The organism is Trinickia sp. (assembly GCF_051954495.1).
GTDB lineage: Bacteria > Pseudomonadota > Gammaproteobacteria > Burkholderiales > Burkholderiaceae > Trinickia.
Genome location: NZ_JBQCHR010000025.1, coordinates 1 through 16,256, shown reverse-complemented (window position 1 = coordinate 16,256; position 16,256 = coordinate 1). Strand labels below are relative to the sequence as shown.

At 61.0% G+C, this 16,256-nt stretch carries 15 protein-coding genes and 1 pseudogene; 6 read left to right on the top strand and 10 right to left on the bottom strand.

Annotated elements, in window-relative coordinates; translation table 11 throughout:
- The 4 genes and pseudogenes from ACTHNR_RS03655 to ACTHNR_RS03640 form a co-directional block, all read right to left on the bottom strand.
- Positions 1-188 (bottom strand): annotated as a pseudogene (locus tag ACTHNR_RS03655) (hypothetical protein); the annotation flags it as partial.
- On the bottom strand, positions 185-391 hold the full coding sequence (locus ACTHNR_RS03650) for a hypothetical protein (protein WP_440546115.1): 207 nt from the start codon (positions 389-391) through the stop codon (positions 185-187). The gene ACTHNR_RS03650 and the pseudogene ACTHNR_RS03655, both read right to left, overlap by 4 nt.
- A 579-nt stretch (positions 392-970) precedes the next feature.
- Positions 971-1,477, bottom strand: coding sequence for a hypothetical protein (locus ACTHNR_RS03645; protein WP_440546114.1), 507 nt, complete (start codon positions 1,475-1,477; stop codon positions 971-973).
- A 541-nt stretch (positions 1,478-2,018) separates the two neighbouring features.
- Positions 2,019-2,804: a hypothetical protein gene (locus ACTHNR_RS03640; protein ID WP_440546113.1), complete on the bottom strand. Its 786-nt coding sequence runs from the start codon at positions 2,802-2,804 to the stop codon at positions 2,019-2,021.
- Positions 2,805-3,336: 532 nt separating this feature from the next.
- Between ACTHNR_RS03640 and ACTHNR_RS03635 the strand changes: the two genes are divergently transcribed.
- On the top strand, positions 3,337-4,413 hold the full coding sequence (locus tag ACTHNR_RS03635; RefSeq protein ID WP_440546111.1) for a DotA/TraY family protein: 1,077 nt from the start codon (positions 3,337-3,339) through the stop codon (positions 4,411-4,413).
- A 46-nt stretch (positions 4,414-4,459) separates the two neighbouring features.
- Positions 4,460-5,161, top strand: a complete 702-nt coding sequence (locus tag ACTHNR_RS03630; RefSeq protein ID WP_440546110.1) for a DotA/TraY family protein — start codon at positions 4,460-4,462, stop codon at positions 5,159-5,161.
- A 1,141-nt stretch (positions 5,162-6,302) separates the two neighbouring features.
- Here ACTHNR_RS03630 and ACTHNR_RS03625 read toward each other — a convergent pair.
- From ACTHNR_RS03625 to ACTHNR_RS03610, 4 genes are all read right to left on the bottom strand, one after another.
- Positions 6,303-6,770 carry a hypothetical protein gene (locus ACTHNR_RS03625; RefSeq protein WP_440546108.1) on the bottom strand — a complete coding sequence of 156 codons (468 nt, stop codon included), beginning with the start codon at positions 6,768-6,770 and terminating at the stop codon, positions 6,303-6,305.
- 100 nt (positions 6,771-6,870) lie between these two features.
- Positions 6,871-7,215, bottom strand: a complete 345-nt coding sequence (locus ACTHNR_RS03620; RefSeq protein ID WP_440546107.1) for a hypothetical protein — start codon at positions 7,213-7,215, stop codon at positions 6,871-6,873.
- Positions 7,216-7,296: 81 nt separating this feature from the next.
- Entirely contained in the window at positions 7,297-7,482 is a 186-nt protein-coding gene (locus ACTHNR_RS03615) for a hypothetical protein (RefSeq protein WP_440546106.1), read from the bottom strand.
- A complete protein-coding gene (locus ACTHNR_RS03610; RefSeq protein WP_440546105.1) occupies positions 7,479-8,012 on the bottom strand; it encodes a zeta toxin family protein in 534 nt (177 codons plus the stop codon). Before ACTHNR_RS03610 ends, ACTHNR_RS03615 begins: the two co-directional genes overlap by 4 nt.
- A 332-nt stretch (positions 8,013-8,344) precedes the next feature.
- Between ACTHNR_RS03610 and ACTHNR_RS03605 the strand changes: the two genes are divergently transcribed.
- On the top strand, positions 8,345-11,857 hold the full coding sequence (locus tag ACTHNR_RS03605; protein ID WP_440546104.1) for a pyruvate carboxylase: 3,513 nt from the start codon (positions 8,345-8,347) through the stop codon (positions 11,855-11,857).
- A 36-nt stretch (positions 11,858-11,893) separates the two neighbouring features.
- Positions 11,894-12,016 (top strand): BrnA antitoxin family protein, encoded by a 123-nt coding sequence (locus ACTHNR_RS03600; protein ID WP_440546103.1) that lies wholly within the window; start codon positions 11,894-11,896, stop codon positions 12,014-12,016.
- A 16-nt stretch (positions 12,017-12,032) separates the two neighbouring features.
- On the opposite strand, the gene ACTHNR_RS03595 is transcribed toward ACTHNR_RS03600, so the two are convergent.
- Entirely contained in the window at positions 12,033-13,025 is a 993-nt protein-coding gene (locus ACTHNR_RS03595; RefSeq protein ID WP_440546102.1) for a response regulator, read from the bottom strand.
- Positions 13,026-13,303: 278 nt separating this feature from the next.
- Between ACTHNR_RS03595 and ACTHNR_RS03590 the strand changes: the two genes are divergently transcribed.
- The gene (locus tag ACTHNR_RS03590; RefSeq protein ID WP_440546101.1) at positions 13,304-13,801 is read left to right on the top strand and encodes an acyl-CoA thioesterase; all 498 of its coding nucleotides are present in this window, start codon (positions 13,304-13,306) and stop codon (positions 13,799-13,801) included.
- 28 nt (positions 13,802-13,829) lie between these two features.
- Here the strand turns inward: ACTHNR_RS03590 and ACTHNR_RS03585 are convergent, their stop codons facing one another.
- Complete coding sequence (locus ACTHNR_RS03585) at positions 13,830-15,257, bottom strand: ATP-binding protein (protein ID WP_440546100.1); 1,428 nt, start codon at positions 15,255-15,257, stop codon at positions 13,830-13,832.
- A 453-nt stretch (positions 15,258-15,710) separates the two neighbouring features.
- Here ACTHNR_RS03585 and ACTHNR_RS03580 point away from each other — a divergent pair, with 453 nt between their 5' ends.
- Complete coding sequence (locus ACTHNR_RS03580) at positions 15,711-15,956, top strand: DUF1272 domain-containing protein (RefSeq protein WP_440546099.1); 246 nt, start codon at positions 15,711-15,713, stop codon at positions 15,954-15,956.
- Positions 15,957-16,256: the final 300 nt, after the last annotated feature.

Sequence of the window (16,256 nt, the reverse complement as noted above, 5' to 3'; positions counted from 1 at the left end):
GTGTTCACGCCGTGTTCCATCGCCAGCCGGGCTACGGACACCCCTGGCTCGCAAGCCAGTGTCGCCAGGCGCCGGCGAAATTCGACAGGGTGATTCGGGATGCCTTTGCGTGAAGTTCTCTTCGGTGCTTCTGTTGACACTATGGTCCCCGCTACTCGTGTGGTGGGGCCTACTCTGGCAACATTCATTCACAACGTCGAGACGGTGCCCGCGACACGCTTACCAGGAAGGCTGCTTCGTTCACGAAGCTGTTTTCAAGGCATCGGTAGATTCCGTCGACCGTGCCCTGGCCGTCATGGTTGGCGGTGTAGGCGACAGCTTCGATCTCTCGCGGATTCGTGTTCGGGACGTGCGTCTGCATCGCGTCGAGGAAATCACGGTCGTTGTACACAATATTGCCGTCGTCGAATCAGGCCCGAATGTCGTCGAGCGGGATGGGAGATTCGGTCGTGGTCGTCATGGTATGGCTCCGAGGCACTGCGTCGTTAGTGCGGCGGGATGCGCCGGCATCCGATGACCCGCCTTCTCGCACCTTCGAAGCTTTAGCAATATTCTGACGGTCGAATTTTTTCGTCGCGAACACGGGGCGTTGCTGCGAGCTGCGGATGCCGCACGAGCGGTATGCTACTGGCGCGCGAACCGAACCCCATCCGGGCGTAAGCGCCCGAGCGGTTTCCCTCCCACGGCTGCGCGCAACGCGTTTCGCACGGGAAGGGCCGCTTTCATTCCAAAGTCCGCGCGTGCGCTTTATCCTTGACTCACGCGGGCGGAGCGAATTCCATCCCTTTCAGGTGTTGCGCGACGCGCATCGCAAATTTCCTGCTCGTCGACATGAAATGGAAGCCCGCCGTCGGGTGGCGGTGCCCAGACCGTCTCAACCGACCATCGCAGCGTTGACGCCCTAGCACCCCATCGTCCGCTCCGTGCATCACGGCAACCGTATACCTGCCGACGTCAACCTAACCTCATGTCATCGCGGAGTGGCTTCCGGGTAAGCAGACCGACAGATCTGGTCAATGTAGTTATCCGTGATTGCGTCGTCGCCCTCCCAGAGCTGCGCTTCCTTCAAAAAGAAGCGAATCACCGCTCGAGAACTCTCCCACACATCGGTCAGCGCGACAGGGCAAAGCGTTTCCCACTGCGATGCGGAAACACTCACCTTAAGAGGCCAGTCCTCCTCGAACCAGAAAAGCGGGTTCTTCTTGTGGTAAGCGTCGTGGTCGCTGAAAGTCAGTTCGACGGCGTCGTGGATAGACAGCTCCACCGCGTCATCCTGGTAACTCCCGCTGACCGAGATGACTTTGCCCCCTTTGCGGTTTCGAAAAGCCGGATAGGAAACGTTCGAGCTCTGCATGTCCAGGATCTCCAGGTTGTCAAGGAACCTGCTTTCGATTTGCCGATTCTTTATATCGGCCGCGATCTTGTAGAACAGGGCGCGCAACTGCTGCCGCCCGTCGGTGTAATTTCGAACCTTCATCAGTTTCCTCTGTAAAGCGCGGACTACTGAGGGTAGCCCTACAAGTTCGCATTTACTGGGGCTCCCGCATTCGTCCGCCGAAGAAAGGATAAACGCGGAACAGAATCCAGCCATCACTATGGTCCCCACCAAGCACACACCCACCGCCTGTCGCCATCGCGCGTCGCTGATGCCATGCCAGGGTAGCGTCGGGCGAGTGCGCTCCCCTGCCAGGGAATGCGGTTTTGATGGTGTCGCTGGCGTCGGCCAAATGATCGCGTGCCCGTGACGGCCAGGTTGACAGCAAGGCTGTGTCTTGCAGCGCGATCCACATCTCAGCCTCGTCAATGCTCGACCATCGCGGCGCGCGAACAATTCACCTGAGCGTGGATAGTATGCCGCCATTGCGCCACCTCGGAATGTCATTTTCCTCACACGCCGCTGTGGATCCCGGTGATCGTAAGCGACAGACGAGGAATCGCATCTCTCAGTCCTACCCTTGCACGATGACCGACTCCAATCGACTAGAGGGTGTTCGCCCCAACGACGCACGTTTCGCCAGTCACCAGAGCATTGAAGTGGGCGGGTTGTTCCAATAGTCCGAGAACTTGTTATAGCAGGCACGATAAGCTGCAAGAAGTTGCGCCTCAGGGCTTGAGAAGTAGACGTCATCATTATCCGTTCGGCATCGAAGATCCAGGGGAATTTCACGCGACGAACTGATTCTGAATGGGCGACAATCTCGAATGCGCTCAACCAAGCGCACAAGCTCTCGTTGCCGCGCATGGCTTTGTGGTTCGTAGCAGTAATCTTGTCTGCGAGGAGAAAAAGGGAAAATTAGAGGCTCCGCTTCCCAGAGCGCATGGTGGAGTGCCGCTGGAATTGGTACGGAGGAATAGCCAGAAGATGATTGAAGCAGCCTCAGAACCTGCGCAGCGAGGGCGCAATGCCTGTCCAAGAACGCCCTTGCCCTCTTTGAATTGTCCGCCAAGTCGACAGTTCCTTGAAAACCGCGCGCCCGCCCAGGCTTTACCTCTTCCAAAAACCGCTGATGCGCTTCATCCTTCCACCGATGCAGCAAGTCCACGGGATAGGCCGCTTCGCAGCGATCCACAAACCGATGACAAGCCACGCAAAGGTAAATCCCATTGCTTGCAGCAACGCGGTCGCCATCCGACTGGCGCACATCGTAGCGAGCAGCACCAGGCTTCTCGCCTTTGATGTGGGCCGCCTCGCCATAGTTGCCTGGCACACCAGGACCCGTCAGCGCGGCCCCACAATGGGGAGACGAGCATCGATGACCAGCATATCGCCAAAGTTCGTCGGCAACAGATTTACTGAAGGCCATTGCTGTGATCCTTTTTTGTAAAGATGCTACATTGTTCTTGCGGTAACTGGCTTCAAAATAACACGACCCCGAATCGCTGGGATTAACCGAGTGAGGTTGAGATACGATTTTGGCAAATCGCTATCTCACCCAACGCCGCTCACGCATAAACTGTCCTCGCTCGCTGAGCCGCCCGCATATAGACAAAACAAGACGAGAGGCAGCACGCGGCAAACGGTAGCCCGCCCGTCGCGTCTGCCCATATCCCCATTGATCATGACCCGCATCCGGCTAGCTTGAGAAAAGCCGATCTCCATCGCCATCCCCTCGCTCGGAGCCTCGGCCATGATCACGTCATCCCGCCCCTCGCTTCACCGTGCTCGCATGCCGTCGCTGATCACGCTGCTCAGCCTGGTGTCGATGCTGCTGCTTTTCGTCGCGGCGCCCGCACATGCGGCCGATCTGTTCTCGCCGGTGGCGGGCAACATGTCGATGAAGCTCCTCGTGAAGCCGCTGTTTGGTCCCGTCGTTGACGGAAGCTCGAGCCCGTTGAGTGGGATCCTCGGCGCGTTCAACAGTGCCGTGCTGTTCCTCGGCGGGCTATTTGCCGGTTACACGATCATCGCCGGTACGATGGCCACGGCACGACGGTGCGCTGTTGGGCAAGAAGTGGAGCACGATGTGGATCCCGGCGCGGACGAGCGTCGGTGCCGCCGCGATCCTGCCGACGATGAAGGGCTTCTGCGCGACCCAGGCGATCATCGTTTGGCTGGCAATCCAGGGCATCGGTCTGGCAGACACGGTATGCTCGCAGTTCGCCTCGAACCCGCTGGGCTCCGACGGCCAGGTCTACACGGGCGTCGACATGACGGCAAACGTGCTCAAGCTCGCGACGAGCCTACTGCTGACCAACGTCTGCGCCGAATCGGCAAACCAGGCGATTGCGAAGGACCGAGCCTCGGGCGGCATGGGTGCCCGGATGTTCGGATCGATGACGTTCGGGCCGACGCATTTCTCGAACAGGTCGTCTTCAGGCCAGGTACAAACGGGCTACACCTACGGCGAAACCAGCGACCGGCTCGGCCTGCAAGCCGCCTGCGGCTCGGTCACGCTGACGCTGTCGGCGCCACCGTCGAAAAGCAGCATCGAGCCGACCGGCCAGACGCAGGAACAGCTCGTCAACGTGCAAAACGTGACGGCCGTCGTCGAGAAAGCGCATCAAACGGCCCTGCCCGCGTTGCAAGCCGCGATGGACACGCTGGCGAAGCAGATCGTCAATCCGAACAGCAAAGTTTCGGCGCAGCAGGGCGCTGCCGCGATCGACGTCGGGGTGAACGCCTACAGCACAGGCCATTGCGGCGATCGACAAGGCAGCGGCTGCGCAGCAGGTCGACGCGGACTACATCCAAGCGATGCGGGCCGATGGGTTGGGCTACGCAGGCCTGTACTACGTCAAGATCCTCAAAGCCCAGTCCGACATCGCCGCGGCGATCAGCGCGATCCCGGCGTCAGGGCATGTCGAGCACGATCCGCGCAGCGCTGTCGCTCTTCGTCGATGACATCGACGTCAACCTCAACAAAGCGAACGACTTCCTCGCGGACGCGGCCCGACGCGACGCCACGGGCCTAGCGCAGAACGACGCGGACGGTGGTAGTGGTGCGGACCGGATCGTCGCGTGGTTCGCGACCGGCAAGTCAGTTGTGGACTAGACACTCAGCCGCGGCGGCCAGTCAACGCGAACCCGCTGCTCGCCGTGGTCGAGTTGGGCCATTCGATGATGTGGTGGGGCGAAAGCGCGTTCACGGCCGCGTCGTCTGTGTCGATGCTCGGCGTCATCCCGCGCGTCAGCAACGTCATGCAGCTCGTCTATACGCTCATCTCGGGCCCGTTCGCCTTGGTGTTTTCGGTGCTCGTCGGTGGTGGCGCCATGGTTGCGGTGTACCTGCCCATGATCCCGACCCTGGTGTGGTACACCGCTGTGTTCTTCTGGGTCGTGACGCTGGTTGGAGCGGTGATCGCCGCGCCCATTTGGATGTGCATGCACTTGCACCCGGCGGGCGAAGAACCCGGGAAAGCTGCGTCCGGATATTCGCTGATCCTGTCGTTGAGCGTGCGGCCAGCCTTAATGGTGCTCGGCCTTTGCATGGCGATCGAGATCCTGCCGCTGGCCGGTGGGTTCGTCATGGGAACGTTCGCCGTCGCGTTCCACATGAGCGGCGCCAGCGGCCACTTCGCCGGCCTCTTCATCACCCTGGCCGGCCGCGTCATGTTCGTGACGACCATGGTCCTGATCATCCGCAAAACGTTCTCGCTCATCTACGTCATCCCAGACCAGAAACGGAAAGGGCAGAGACGGCGGATCGAAGCCGGACCGTGACGCGGGCATCACCGTCGGGCCGCGGGAGCCAGAAGTGAATGATCGGCACGGCGAGAGCCACAACGAGAAGGGCGAGCCGGGCGACGAGGCAGCAACCAACGAGGGCAGCTTAAGTTCGGCGCGGCGGGCGGCGAAGGAAACGGAGGAAAGTGCGGCGATCGTTCGTGGCGGCGCCGCTCTGGCTGGGCGTGACGCGGACGCTTGGTACAAAGAACCGCAGGACGATGGGACGCCGAGGAGCGAGCCACTGTCACCGAAGCGGAAGCCAGCCCGCGCGAACGCGTCTCCGAGGCGGCGGAGCGTCCAGTCACGGAGCGCACGCTCAATTTGGCGGAAGACCTGGCGAGTCGCTGTGTTGGACAAGATGGCGGCAAACGCCCAAAACCTGCGATTAGATTACTAATATAGCTGGTCACGCTCGTTATGCGGGGCCTTGCTCGATACGTACGTCCTTTTTCCGATGTCGCTTGCCGACTCGCTCGTGAGTCTGGCGACTATCGGGCATTTGGCCGCGAGACGGATTCCAGCCCGTTGCGGAAGCCAGCTTTCGTCGGGGCAAAGCACAGAAATGAATGCCATTCATGTCGGTTGACCGCTCCGCAATTGCGCGGCGGGAATCCGTACCAGCACGCCGTCCTGCATCACTACGATAGCCGTATCGTCTGCACCGCTATTCGGCGCGCGAGCTCGGCCGCACGTTGCATGCCAACAGGCGATCCGCGCAAGTCCGGATTCTTTGCCTTGGAAAGTTCATGTTGTTTCATGTGTGCTCGCACCTCATGTCTTGTCATCGGGGCAACGGCAACGGCCCTGTCGCAAAGTTAAGCCGCGCAAACCCAAGCCGCAGCCCACGAAGTCGATAGACGGCCCTAACTTCCCAGCAGATCGCCCGATTCACCGGCTGGACCTTCATCGTCTATGTCAGGCTCAACGCAGAGATTGCGCGGGTTACGCAATTCATAACGCTGCCCCACGGGGAAAAGATCGCCCTCGAGAGAAAGCGCGGTTCGCTCTTGGAACGCTCGTATGACCGTGTTGTACTCGGCCGTGTCAAATACTGCTCTCACGCGACGAGGCCTGTCGTCGAGCATGATCCGCAAGACAGCTCTTCCGTCGAATTGTTCCGGTTCGCGATCCAAGTTCACGACGAAACAGGTGAACGAATAGCTAAACCGCGGCTCTTGTCGGCGAATTCGCGGGCCGCCTCTTCGATTAGGCGGGCCGCGTCTGCCGAAAAGAAGCGTTGAGCGTTGGGAATCCCAGCAGGGCGCACGGTGGCCCAACTCATGGAAAACCGGACTCCCCCACAATGCCGGGCCAACTGCGCTACGGACTCGCAGAAATTCGCGTTGACACCTCGTTGCACCCGGCTCGAGAAAGCGGAAAAGTCGTCCGATGCGGACGCCTCGGTCACTGCTTCTTGAAGGGCATCCCACGCAGTTGCTAATTTGAGCGTGACCCGGCGCGCGAAAGGCTCGTCGTCGACCACGCTGCGTTGCGAATCCCGCCTAAGGGACGGCGTGACGGGAGACATCAAAGTAATAACGTAGCTCCCCTGCTCCGGCTGCCCCAACCGTACGGTTTCAATATATTCGACCGCCTCGGTCACCTTCCGTACATGGTATGTCGGCCGAGGATAAGCTGCGGCACAAGCGGCCGACATAAGCAGATTTTCGGCTTGCTCATGCAGTATCACGCCATTTCGAATGTCAATGGTGCCGGCGGCGTCCCCATGCGGCGCGGCCACGCAGCACGTCGGCGCCCGCGCATAATAGGTCGCGAAAGACCGCGAGTTCCGAACGCTCCTCGACCGCTGAAATAGTGCGAAGCGCTTCGGCCATACGCTCGGCATAGTCGCCAACGTTTTCCCGACTCGGAAGCAAGATTTCCCACTGCCGCGCCTGCGCGTCGAGCTTCACATGAACGGTTGCCTTGTTCCCGAGCCTACCCACCTCTTCCCATGATTGGGCAGCAAGGTACGCCCGGACATCCAAATGAGATAGTGACTGGAAGATGGCGCGATCTCGAATTTCGACTTTCAGCGGTATACGCAAGGCTGTTCGCGAGTGGAAAGGGCAAGCGTTAGTATGCGTGCCGCTGACCGGCAGCAGTGCCGTTCGAGACAAAAATGCAATCTACTTCGATTGACCATTCCGCAATTGCTCAGCCGAGATACGCATCAGCTTGCCGTCCTGCACCACGACGATAGCCGTATCGGTCTGCAAGGCTGTGCGGCGCGCAAGCTCGGCCGCACGTTGGATGGCGGCAAGGGATGCACGCAAGTCGGGGTTCTTGGCCTTAAAAAGTTCCTGCTCTTTCATGAGTGCTCTCCCCATTCCAGCATGATGGGCGTATTGCCGGAATTATCATACAGTGCCCAGTCGTCCACCACGTGGCGGTAACGCTGCTCGAAATTCTTCAAACCCGCCGCAAATCGGCGACGGATGACCAGTTCGGGAATGTCGTGGCCACCCTGGCGTACCCGCTCGGCAACGCGCGCAATGGCGGTTTCCGCATCTGGCAGGCTTAGAAAATACAGGCTAACACGGTAGCCCTGGGCTTTCCATTGCTGGATATGTCTGAGATACGCCAACCCCGACAGGGTGGTTTCAAACGCGAAGCTCTCGCCGTGTCGCGCATACTGCTCAATTTCTTCCAGCATCAGTCGAGCGGCCTTGATCGCCGCTGTTTCCGGGGCAAACGGGGCAAGCCCGGCTGCGATTAGGTCGGCGTTCACAAAACGAGGAAGCTGTGCTTCGACCGGCAGGAACGACCGGGCAAACGTCGTCTTGCCAGCTCCGTTGGGACCGGCAATGATGATGACCTTCTGGTTTGTAGTATCCGCTGCCATACTCGGGAACGTTCCGCGTCAGCGGGGCCAATGTGACGTGAATGGGTGGTGCTCTGAGCCGTGCAATAGCGGGCAGGATCGGGCGCATGCACTTCACCGCCAATTCTACTTGATCGGTCCTGTCTCGTTATCGGCGCCCCTTGTCTGCAGCGCCGCTCCCCCACCCCCATGTCGCGATCCAACAAGTCCCACGTCGCGATCTCCCAATCGCGCGCCCCATTTGCGAGCTATCCTGCCGGTATGCCGTACTGCACTTCCCTCGTCCGCCCACCTCTTCGCGCGCCATGACTGCGAGCGGGCGGCCCTTCGACATGCCGATTGCCCGCCCGCCCATGAACGACGCTCGCATCAAGTCCCTGCTGATCGCCAACCGCTCCGAGATCGCCATCCGCGTGATGCGGGCGGCCGCCGAGATGGACATCCGCACGGTGGCCATCTACTCGAAAGAAGACCGTCTAGCCCTGCATCGCTTCAAAGCAGACGAAAGCTACCTGGTAGGCGAGGGAAAAAAGCCGCTCGCCGCCTATCTGGACATCGACGACGTGCTGCGCATCGCCAGGCTCGCGAAAGTCGACGCCATCCACCCCGGCTACGGTTTCCTCTCGGAAAACCCCGACTTCGCGCAAGCCGTCATCGACGCCGGAATCCATTGGATCGGCCCCTCCCCCGACGTCATGCGCATGCTCGGCAACAAAGTCGCCGCCCGCAACGCTGCGATCGCCGCGGGCGTGCCCGTAATGCCGGCCACCGATCCGCTTCCCCTTGATCTGAACGAATGCAAACGCCTCGCGCTCGGCGTCGGCTATCCGCTGATGCTCAAGGCCAGCTGGGGCGGCGGCGGACGCGGGATGCGCGTGCTCGAAGGCGAGCAAGATCTCGAAAGCGCGCTCGCCGCGGCGCGGCGCGAAGCGCTGGCCGCATTCGGCAACGACGAAGTCTATGTAGAAAAGCTCGTGCGCAACGCCCGCCACGTCGAAGTGCAAGTGCTCGGCGACACGCACGGCAACCTCGTTCACCTCTACGAACGCGATTGCACGGTGCAACGTCGCAATCAAAAGGTCGTCGAACGCGCGCCCGCTCCGTATCTCGACGCCGCCAGCCGCGCCGCACTGTGCGAATCCGCGCTGCGACTCATGCGGGCCGTCGGCTACACGCATGCCGGAACCGTCGAGTTCCTGATGGATGCGGACTCCGGCAAGTTCTATTTCATCGAGGTCAACCCGCGTATCCAGGTGGAACACACCGTCACGGAGATGATCACCGGCGTCGATATCGTCAAGGCGCAGATCCGCATTACCGAAGGCGGTGCGATCGGCCTCACCGAAGATACGCTCGACGAAAACGGCGCTGTCACGCAACGCGCCGCGGGGGTGCCCGCTCAAGAGGCGATTGCGCTGAACGGGCACGCGCTGCAATGTCGGATCACGACGGAAGATCCCGATAACGGCTTCCTGCCCGACTACGGCAGGCTCACCGCCTATCGCAGCGCAGCCGGCTTCGGCGTGCGCCTGGACGCCGGCACCGCTTACGGCGGCGCCGTGATCACGCCGTACTACGATTCGCTTCTCGTGAAGGTCACCACGTGGGCGCCGACCGCCGCCGAATCCATCCGGCGCATGGACCGCGCACTGCGCGAGTTCCGTATTCGCGGCGTGGCGTCGAATCTGCAGTTTCTAGAGAACGTCATCAACCATCCCGCCTTTGCGCGCGGCGATGTCACCACCCGCTTCATCGATTTGACGCCCGAGCTGCTCGCCTTCACGAAGCGGCGCGATCGCGCGACGAAACTGCTGCGCTATCTCGGCGAAGTGAGCGTCAACGGACACCAGGAACTCGTCGGCCGCTCCCTACCTGCGTTGCCCCTGCCGAGGCCCGTCACACCCAAGGTCGATACCGCGAAACCGATACCCGCCGGCACGCGCGATCGCTTGCGCGAGTTAGGGGCCGATGCGTTCTCGCGCTGGATGCTGGAGCAAAAGCAAGTGCTGCTGACCGACACGACCATGCGCGACGCGCATCAGTCGCTGTTCGCCACACGCATGCGCACCGCCGATATGCTGCCCATCGCGCCGTTCTACGCGCGCGAATTGCCGCAGTTGTTTTCCATGGAATGCTGGGGCGGCGCGACGTTCGACGTGGCGCTGCGCTTCCTCAAGGAAGACCCGTGGGAGCGGTTGGCTCAGCTGCGCGAACGCGTGCCGAACATCCTGTTTCAGATGCTGCTGCGCGGCTCGAATGCGGTGGGCTACACGAACTACGCCGACAACGTCGTCCGGTTCTTCGTACAACAAGCCGCTCGCAACGGCATCGACTTGTTTCGCGTCTTCGACTCCTTGAACTGGGTGAGCAACATGCGCGTGGCAATCGACGCCGTGCGCGAAAGCGGCGCGCTGTGTGAAGGTGCGATCTGCTATACGGGCGACGTGTTCGACGCTTCTCGTCCGAAGTACGACCTGAAATATTACGTCGGCATCGCGCGAGAGCTGCAGCGTGCCGGCGTGCACATCCTTGGTATCAAGGACATGGCGGGCATCTGCCGTCCCCAAGCCGCGGCGGCGCTCGTGAAGGCGCTCAAGGAGGAAACGGGGCTGCCCATTCACTTCCATACGCACGACACGAGCGGCATTTCGGCCGCATCGGCGCTTGCCGCGATCGATGCCGGCTGCGACGCTGTCGACGGAGCGCTCGATGCGATGAGCGGTCTCACCTCGCAGCCCAACCTCTCGAGCATCGCCGCCGCGCTGGCCGGCAGCGAACGCGATCCGGGCCTAAGCTTGGATCGCCTGCACGAGGCGTCGATGTACTGGGAAGGCGTGCGTCGCTACTACGCGCCTTTCGAATCGGAGATCCGCGCCGGCACGGCCGATGTCTATCGTCACGAGATGCCCGGCGGGCAGTACACGAACTTGCGCGAGCAGGCGCGCTCGCTCGGCATCGAACATCGCTGGACGGAAGTCTCGCGCGCTTATGCCGACGTGAATAAGATCTTCGGCGATATCGTCAAGGTCACGCCGACGTCGAAAGTGGTCGGCGATTTGGCCTTGATGCTGGTGGCGAACGATTTGAGCGCCGCCGATGTGTGCGATCCGAACAAGGAGATCGCGTTCCCCGAATCGGTCGTGTCGCTGTTCAAGGGCGAACTGGGTTTTCCGCCGGACGGGTTTCCGGCCGAGCTGTCGCGCAAGGTCTTGCGCTCGGAGCCGCCCGCGCCCTACCGGCCCGGCGATCGGATCGCCCCCGTGGATCTGGACGAAGCACGTTCACGCGGCGAGGCAGCCTGCGAGCATCCGCTCGACGACAAACAGCTCGCCTCCTACCTGATGTACCCGAAGCAGACCGTCGACTTCCATGCGCATCTTCGCGCATATAGCGACACATCCGTCGTGCCGACGCCGGCATTTCTATATGGTCTGCAACCGCAGGACGAAGTCGCCATCGATATCGACGCGGGCAAGACGCTGCTCGTCTCGCTGCAGGGACAGCACGCGGATGCCGAAGAAGGCATGGTCAAGGTTCAATTCGAGCTGAACGGTCAAACGCGCACCGCGGTGATCGAGAAGCGCGAGACCACATCGACGGGGCCGGCGCGCAAGGGTCGCGCCGTCGCCGATCCGGAAAACCCGCTGCACATCGCGGCGCCGATGCCGGGGTCGATCGTCACCGTGCCAGTCAAAGCGGGACAGCATGTGTCGGCCGGCAGCACGCTCATCGCGCTGGAAGCCATGAAGATGGAAACCCATATCGCGGCGGACCGGGATTGCGAGATCGCCGCGGTTCACGTGCAACCGGGCGACCGGGTTGCCGCGAAGGATCTGCTCATCGAGTTGAAGGCGGCGGAGAAGTGACGAAGGGGCGCTAAGCGCTGCCGGGCGCGCTCGTTCATGCGATATCGTCTGGCAGTCGGCCAAGCCTATAAAGCCCAGGGGGAGGGTTGGCAAACTCGAATGAACCAGGCGTTGCGCGAATGGGCGCAATCTCACGGAATGCTGCCAAGCGCAGTATGACGGCAGCCACATTCGGCTATAGGCGCGCGCCCCCCTCTATCGCCGCCGTAACCGCTCCGCGCTTCGCTTCTTTCCACCTGGCGAAGGAAAGCGTCGACGGCTCGATCTCCGATAGCGCCAGCGGCGCCAAGCAATAGTACGCGCCCTCCCAATCCGGCACGGGCACGGGCGTCACCGTCCGCACGTCCGAGGCCCCGGGCTGATACGCTTGCGACGGCCAGAACAGCGGCATCATCTCTCGGCGCTCCAGCGCCCGCAGCAACCAGTCCGGTCCGCCCGCGTCCAGCACCGTGTCGCACTGAAACGCCCATTCGTCCTCATCCCACGCGACGAATACGCTCGGGTTGCCCTGCGCGTCGAACATCAAGACGGCATTCTGCTCCGGGCGCCAGTAGTACTCGACGCATCGCCCTTCGGCCAACCAATCGTCCAGCAACCGCACGACGCGAGGATCGCAATACGTCGCGCCCACGTCGTGAACGCCGATGCATCCGCGCAGCTTGCAATGCTTCTTCTTGGCGTCGGCCAACACGGCGGCGAGCTTCGCGGGCATCGTCGGATCACCCTTTCTTAGATAGAAGTCGATCAAGCCCGCGTTGAACGCATTGATCGCCTCCGAATCACCCGCCGCTCCCGTCAGCAGAATTTTCGTGCACGCTGCGTCGTTGATCGAGCGCAGAAAACTAATGCCGTCGATTGCCGGCATCTCGTAATCAACGACGACGGCCGCTACATCGTCGAATCTCGCCTCGTCATTGAGCGCATCCCTGCCCAACGCATGGGCGCCGCCCCGTTCCACGTCCGAATAATCCGATCCGGCAATGCGGGTGCGCGGCACGCCGCGATCACGCGACAAGATGAAATCGAGCGCCGCGCGCGAATCCGTAAAAAACCGATTCAACTCCCGATCCGATATGGCGCCCCGCAGCCCGTCCAGAAAATCGGCGTTGTCATCTACGAAAATCACGGACGCGGGGTGAAACATCGGTTGTCTGACAAACGAATTCATACCGGCCTCGGTCGGAAACGACTTGGTAAACGGTGGCAAATGCGCCGCCGCGCGCTGTCGGCGCGAACCGCGACGATTATATCCAATGGGCAGGCGTCAGCGGCAACACTCTCGCTCGATCATAAATTTCGCCCAACCAAGATCAATTTAAAAACCCTCAATTCTCGCGATTCGCATAGACGCCGACGCTGCCCAATATGAGCGGTAAGAATCTCGCATTTCCCGCCCGCAGGGAAATGCGCCGCTACCGCTCGTAGCGATTTTCTCAGGAGCAGTCGATGTCCATACGTGATTCCATCCCCCATCTCCTTTCCCAAGGCGCTGCGCTGCTGAAGCCGGAAGCGCTCGACGTGAAAGCCTGCAAAACGTTTCACCACGTCATCGACATCTATCTCAAGGACTCGAACGCGTTCATGAACACTTATTTCGCCCGATACTTCGAATGGCAGGGAATTTGCCGCGAACGCTGGTTTTTCGAATGCATCGACAGCAATCTACTCGGCGCCGGCGGCTCGTTCGTCACCAAACGGGCGCACCAGGAGTATGTGCAGGAAACTTTCCCGTTTCAGCGGGTCGACTGTTATCTCAATACGGTGAAAGTCCGGCAATGCTCCGCGTACTTACTGTTTCGCTTCTATGTGAACGGTCAGCCGGTTTCCTTGGGATATCAGCAGATTTTGTTCGCCGGCCCGGACAAGCGCATTCGGCGATTCCCGGCCGGGATTGTCGAGCGCGTCATGGAATATCAGTTGAACGACTTGGAAAGCACCCACTAATGGGCGGCTAACCACCGATGCGCTAGCGTCAATGCGCAAGCGGCGGATCGCGCGATTCGCGTTCCGCCGTCGCCTCGGGCTCCGGCAATCGCAGCGTAAAGGTTGTCCGGACGCCCGGCTCGGACTCGCATGAAATGCCGCCGCCGAAGGCTTCGCACACTCGGCGGCAGAACGTCAGCCCGACGCCGGCGCCGCGTCCATGCGCCTTCGTCGAATAGAACGCGTCGAAGATCCGGGTCAGGATGTCCTCGGTCATCCCCGGTCCGGTATCGGCGAATCGCAGTACGCAGAAACCTTCAATGTGGTCGGCGTCGATCTCGATTCGACCGTGGCCGCCGGCGTGGATCGCTTGCAGCGCGTTTTTCAGCAAGTTGAACACGACGAACATGAGCAAAGAATCCGAACCGAAAAATCGTAGCGCCGGATCGATGGGCCCGACGGCGACGAGATCGCGGTCCCCCGGCCGGAACGGAAAGCGTTCGAGCGCAGCATCGACGCAGCCGCTCAATGAATGCGCGGCGAAATGACGCTTGTCTATCCCGTTCAAGGTCAGGGACGCCAGCGACATTTCCACGACGACGCTCGTGGTATCCACATGACGCCGGATCGCCGATGCCAAGCGCGGCAGCCGCTCGGGCTCGTCGGACAACAGAAGCGTGTCGTTGCAAAGCCGATGCTGCACGGCTAGCCGGTAACCACGCAGCAACTCGGGCAGCGCGCGGCGCAGTTCATCGGCATGCAGGCCGATGGTCGCGAGCGGCGTGGCGACTTCGTGCGCGACCGTCGCCAGCATCAATTGCGGACCCATGAGGCCGTAGCGAACGATCGACACCGCGAGCGTTCCCAAGCTGATCGTGATGAAGACGACGCCCAGCGGATAAAACTCCATCCCGTAATTGACGGCGTAATCCGTGGCGGCGACGGAATACAAAGCGAGGCTGACGAGACACAAGATCAGCAGCTTCCGGGGCCCGGGGGTTCGCGTTCGACGCAGCGCCCGCAACAGGAGCCAGCCGCTGCGCCCGGCCAGCAAGACAGTCTGCGCCACGTGCAGAGGGTGAAGGCGCCCTGCCCACGGATAAGCGCCGAAGAAATGGAGGCGGTAGCCGTCCACCACCGTATTGCTCGTCACCAGCAGAATGGCCAATACGATCGAGAGACCGTACGAGGCGCGAAGAATCAAACGGTCATCGCGGCTCGAAACGACCTCGGCCACGAAGTGATAAAAGGTGGTCGGCAGGAACAGAATAAAAAGATAGCCCGCCTTGACGAGCAGCAGCGCGATATTCGAATCGGTGGTTTGGAACAGGAACGCCCAAGCCGCCTGCCAGGCAAACGTTAGCGTGCACATCGATGCGAAAGGCATCGAAATGCGCGTGTGGCCCTCCGTGATCAGCACGTAGGCACCGAAGCCGAGAAAGAGCGCGGAAACGAATGCAGGCAATAACGAATACATGGATGTGACCGCGTTTCGAGTAATCGCGTGAGCGTTTCTTCGATTGTTCAATGGGCGCGCCCGGGACAATCGGGGTGCCGTTTCGGCGCGCGATCGGAGCGGCATAGGACCGATCGCGTCACTCATACATGGAAAATTCTCGTTTTGCATTGACCTGCGTCAAATGCCCAGCTTCAACAGCGCCGTCATATTAACGCATGGCGTGCGGTAAATCGCGTATGTTCCACGTTTTCGCACCGCTGGAAAATATTAGAGTCTAATTTCTAATCTTTCGGTGTCCTATGTGTAACGTTCTGTCTTTACGAGTGAGGGTGCGACGAGCCACCTTTTAATGGCCGTGCCACACTCCAAAACGCCCCAGCGCTCCCGACTCGTTCCCTGACGGCGACGTCGATGATATAAATGCCCTCTTCCTACTCGCAGTCGGCTGGAAGGCCATAAGGAGACAACCCCATGCTCGAACTCAGACCCGGCTGCGAATGCTGTGACAAGGACCTCCCCCCGGACGCCGAAGATGCCCTCATCTGCTCGTTCGAATGCACGTTCTGCGCAGACTGCGTGACGAACGTACTCAAAGGCTCATGTCCGAACTGCGGCGGCGAGCTCGTTGCCAGGCCGCGCCGTCCGGCGAGCAAGCTGGCGAACAATCCGCCGTCCACGAAACGCATTTTTAATCCCGACTGCGCCTCGCAACACTGACCGCGCCGCACGGTGGCCTTTTTGATCGTGCTTGGACGCGTGCCGGTCACGATCGTCACCGCGGCGATATCCGTTTCGTCGTCCGTATCGTGGTCGAGCTTGGCGCCATGCAAGTCGTCGAACGGGATCGTCACGCTATGTGTCTTGACGCCGGTCCATTTGATCGAAATGCGCGTCAAACCTCGCCCTTCAGGGCGGGGAAGGATAGCGCGGACGCCGTAGGCGCCCTCGCCTGCGGTTAGTGTGGCGTTTTCTGTTGCTCGATGTACTGGCGCACGATCTCGATGGGCGCACCGCCGC

Coding starts and splice junctions, on each gene's coding strand:
- ACTHNR_RS03590 (WP_440546101.1), top strand. CDS start 13,304: ATGTCCATACGTGATTCCATCCCCCATCTCCTTTCCCAAGGCGCTGCG.
- ACTHNR_RS03640 (WP_440546113.1), bottom strand. CDS start 2,804: ATGGCCTTCAGTAAATCTGTTGCCGACGAACTTTGGCGATATGCTGGT.
- ACTHNR_RS03595 (WP_440546102.1), bottom strand. CDS start 13,025: ATGAATTCGTTTGTCAGACAACCGATGTTTCACCCCGCGTCCGTGATT.
- ACTHNR_RS03605 (WP_440546104.1), top strand. CDS start 8,345: ATGAACGACGCTCGCATCAAGTCCCTGCTGATCGCCAACCGCTCCGAG.
- ACTHNR_RS03585 (WP_440546100.1), bottom strand. CDS start 15,257: ATGTATTCGTTATTGCCTGCATTCGTTTCCGCGCTCTTTCTCGGCTTC.
- ACTHNR_RS03645 (WP_440546114.1), bottom strand. CDS start 1,477: ATGAAGGTTCGAAATTACACCGACGGGCGGCAGCAGTTGCGCGCCCTG.
- ACTHNR_RS03580 (WP_440546099.1), top strand. CDS start 15,711: ATGCTCGAACTCAGACCCGGCTGCGAATGCTGTGACAAGGACCTCCCC.
- ACTHNR_RS03610 (WP_440546105.1), bottom strand. CDS start 8,012: ATGGCAGCGGATACTACAAACCAGAAGGTCATCATCATTGCCGGTCCC.
- ACTHNR_RS03615 (WP_440546106.1), bottom strand. CDS start 7,482: ATGAAAGAGCAGGAACTTTTTAAGGCCAAGAACCCCGACTTGCGTGCA.
- ACTHNR_RS03600 (WP_440546103.1), top strand. CDS start 11,894: ATGCGATATCGTCTGGCAGTCGGCCAAGCCTATAAAGCCCAGGGGGAG.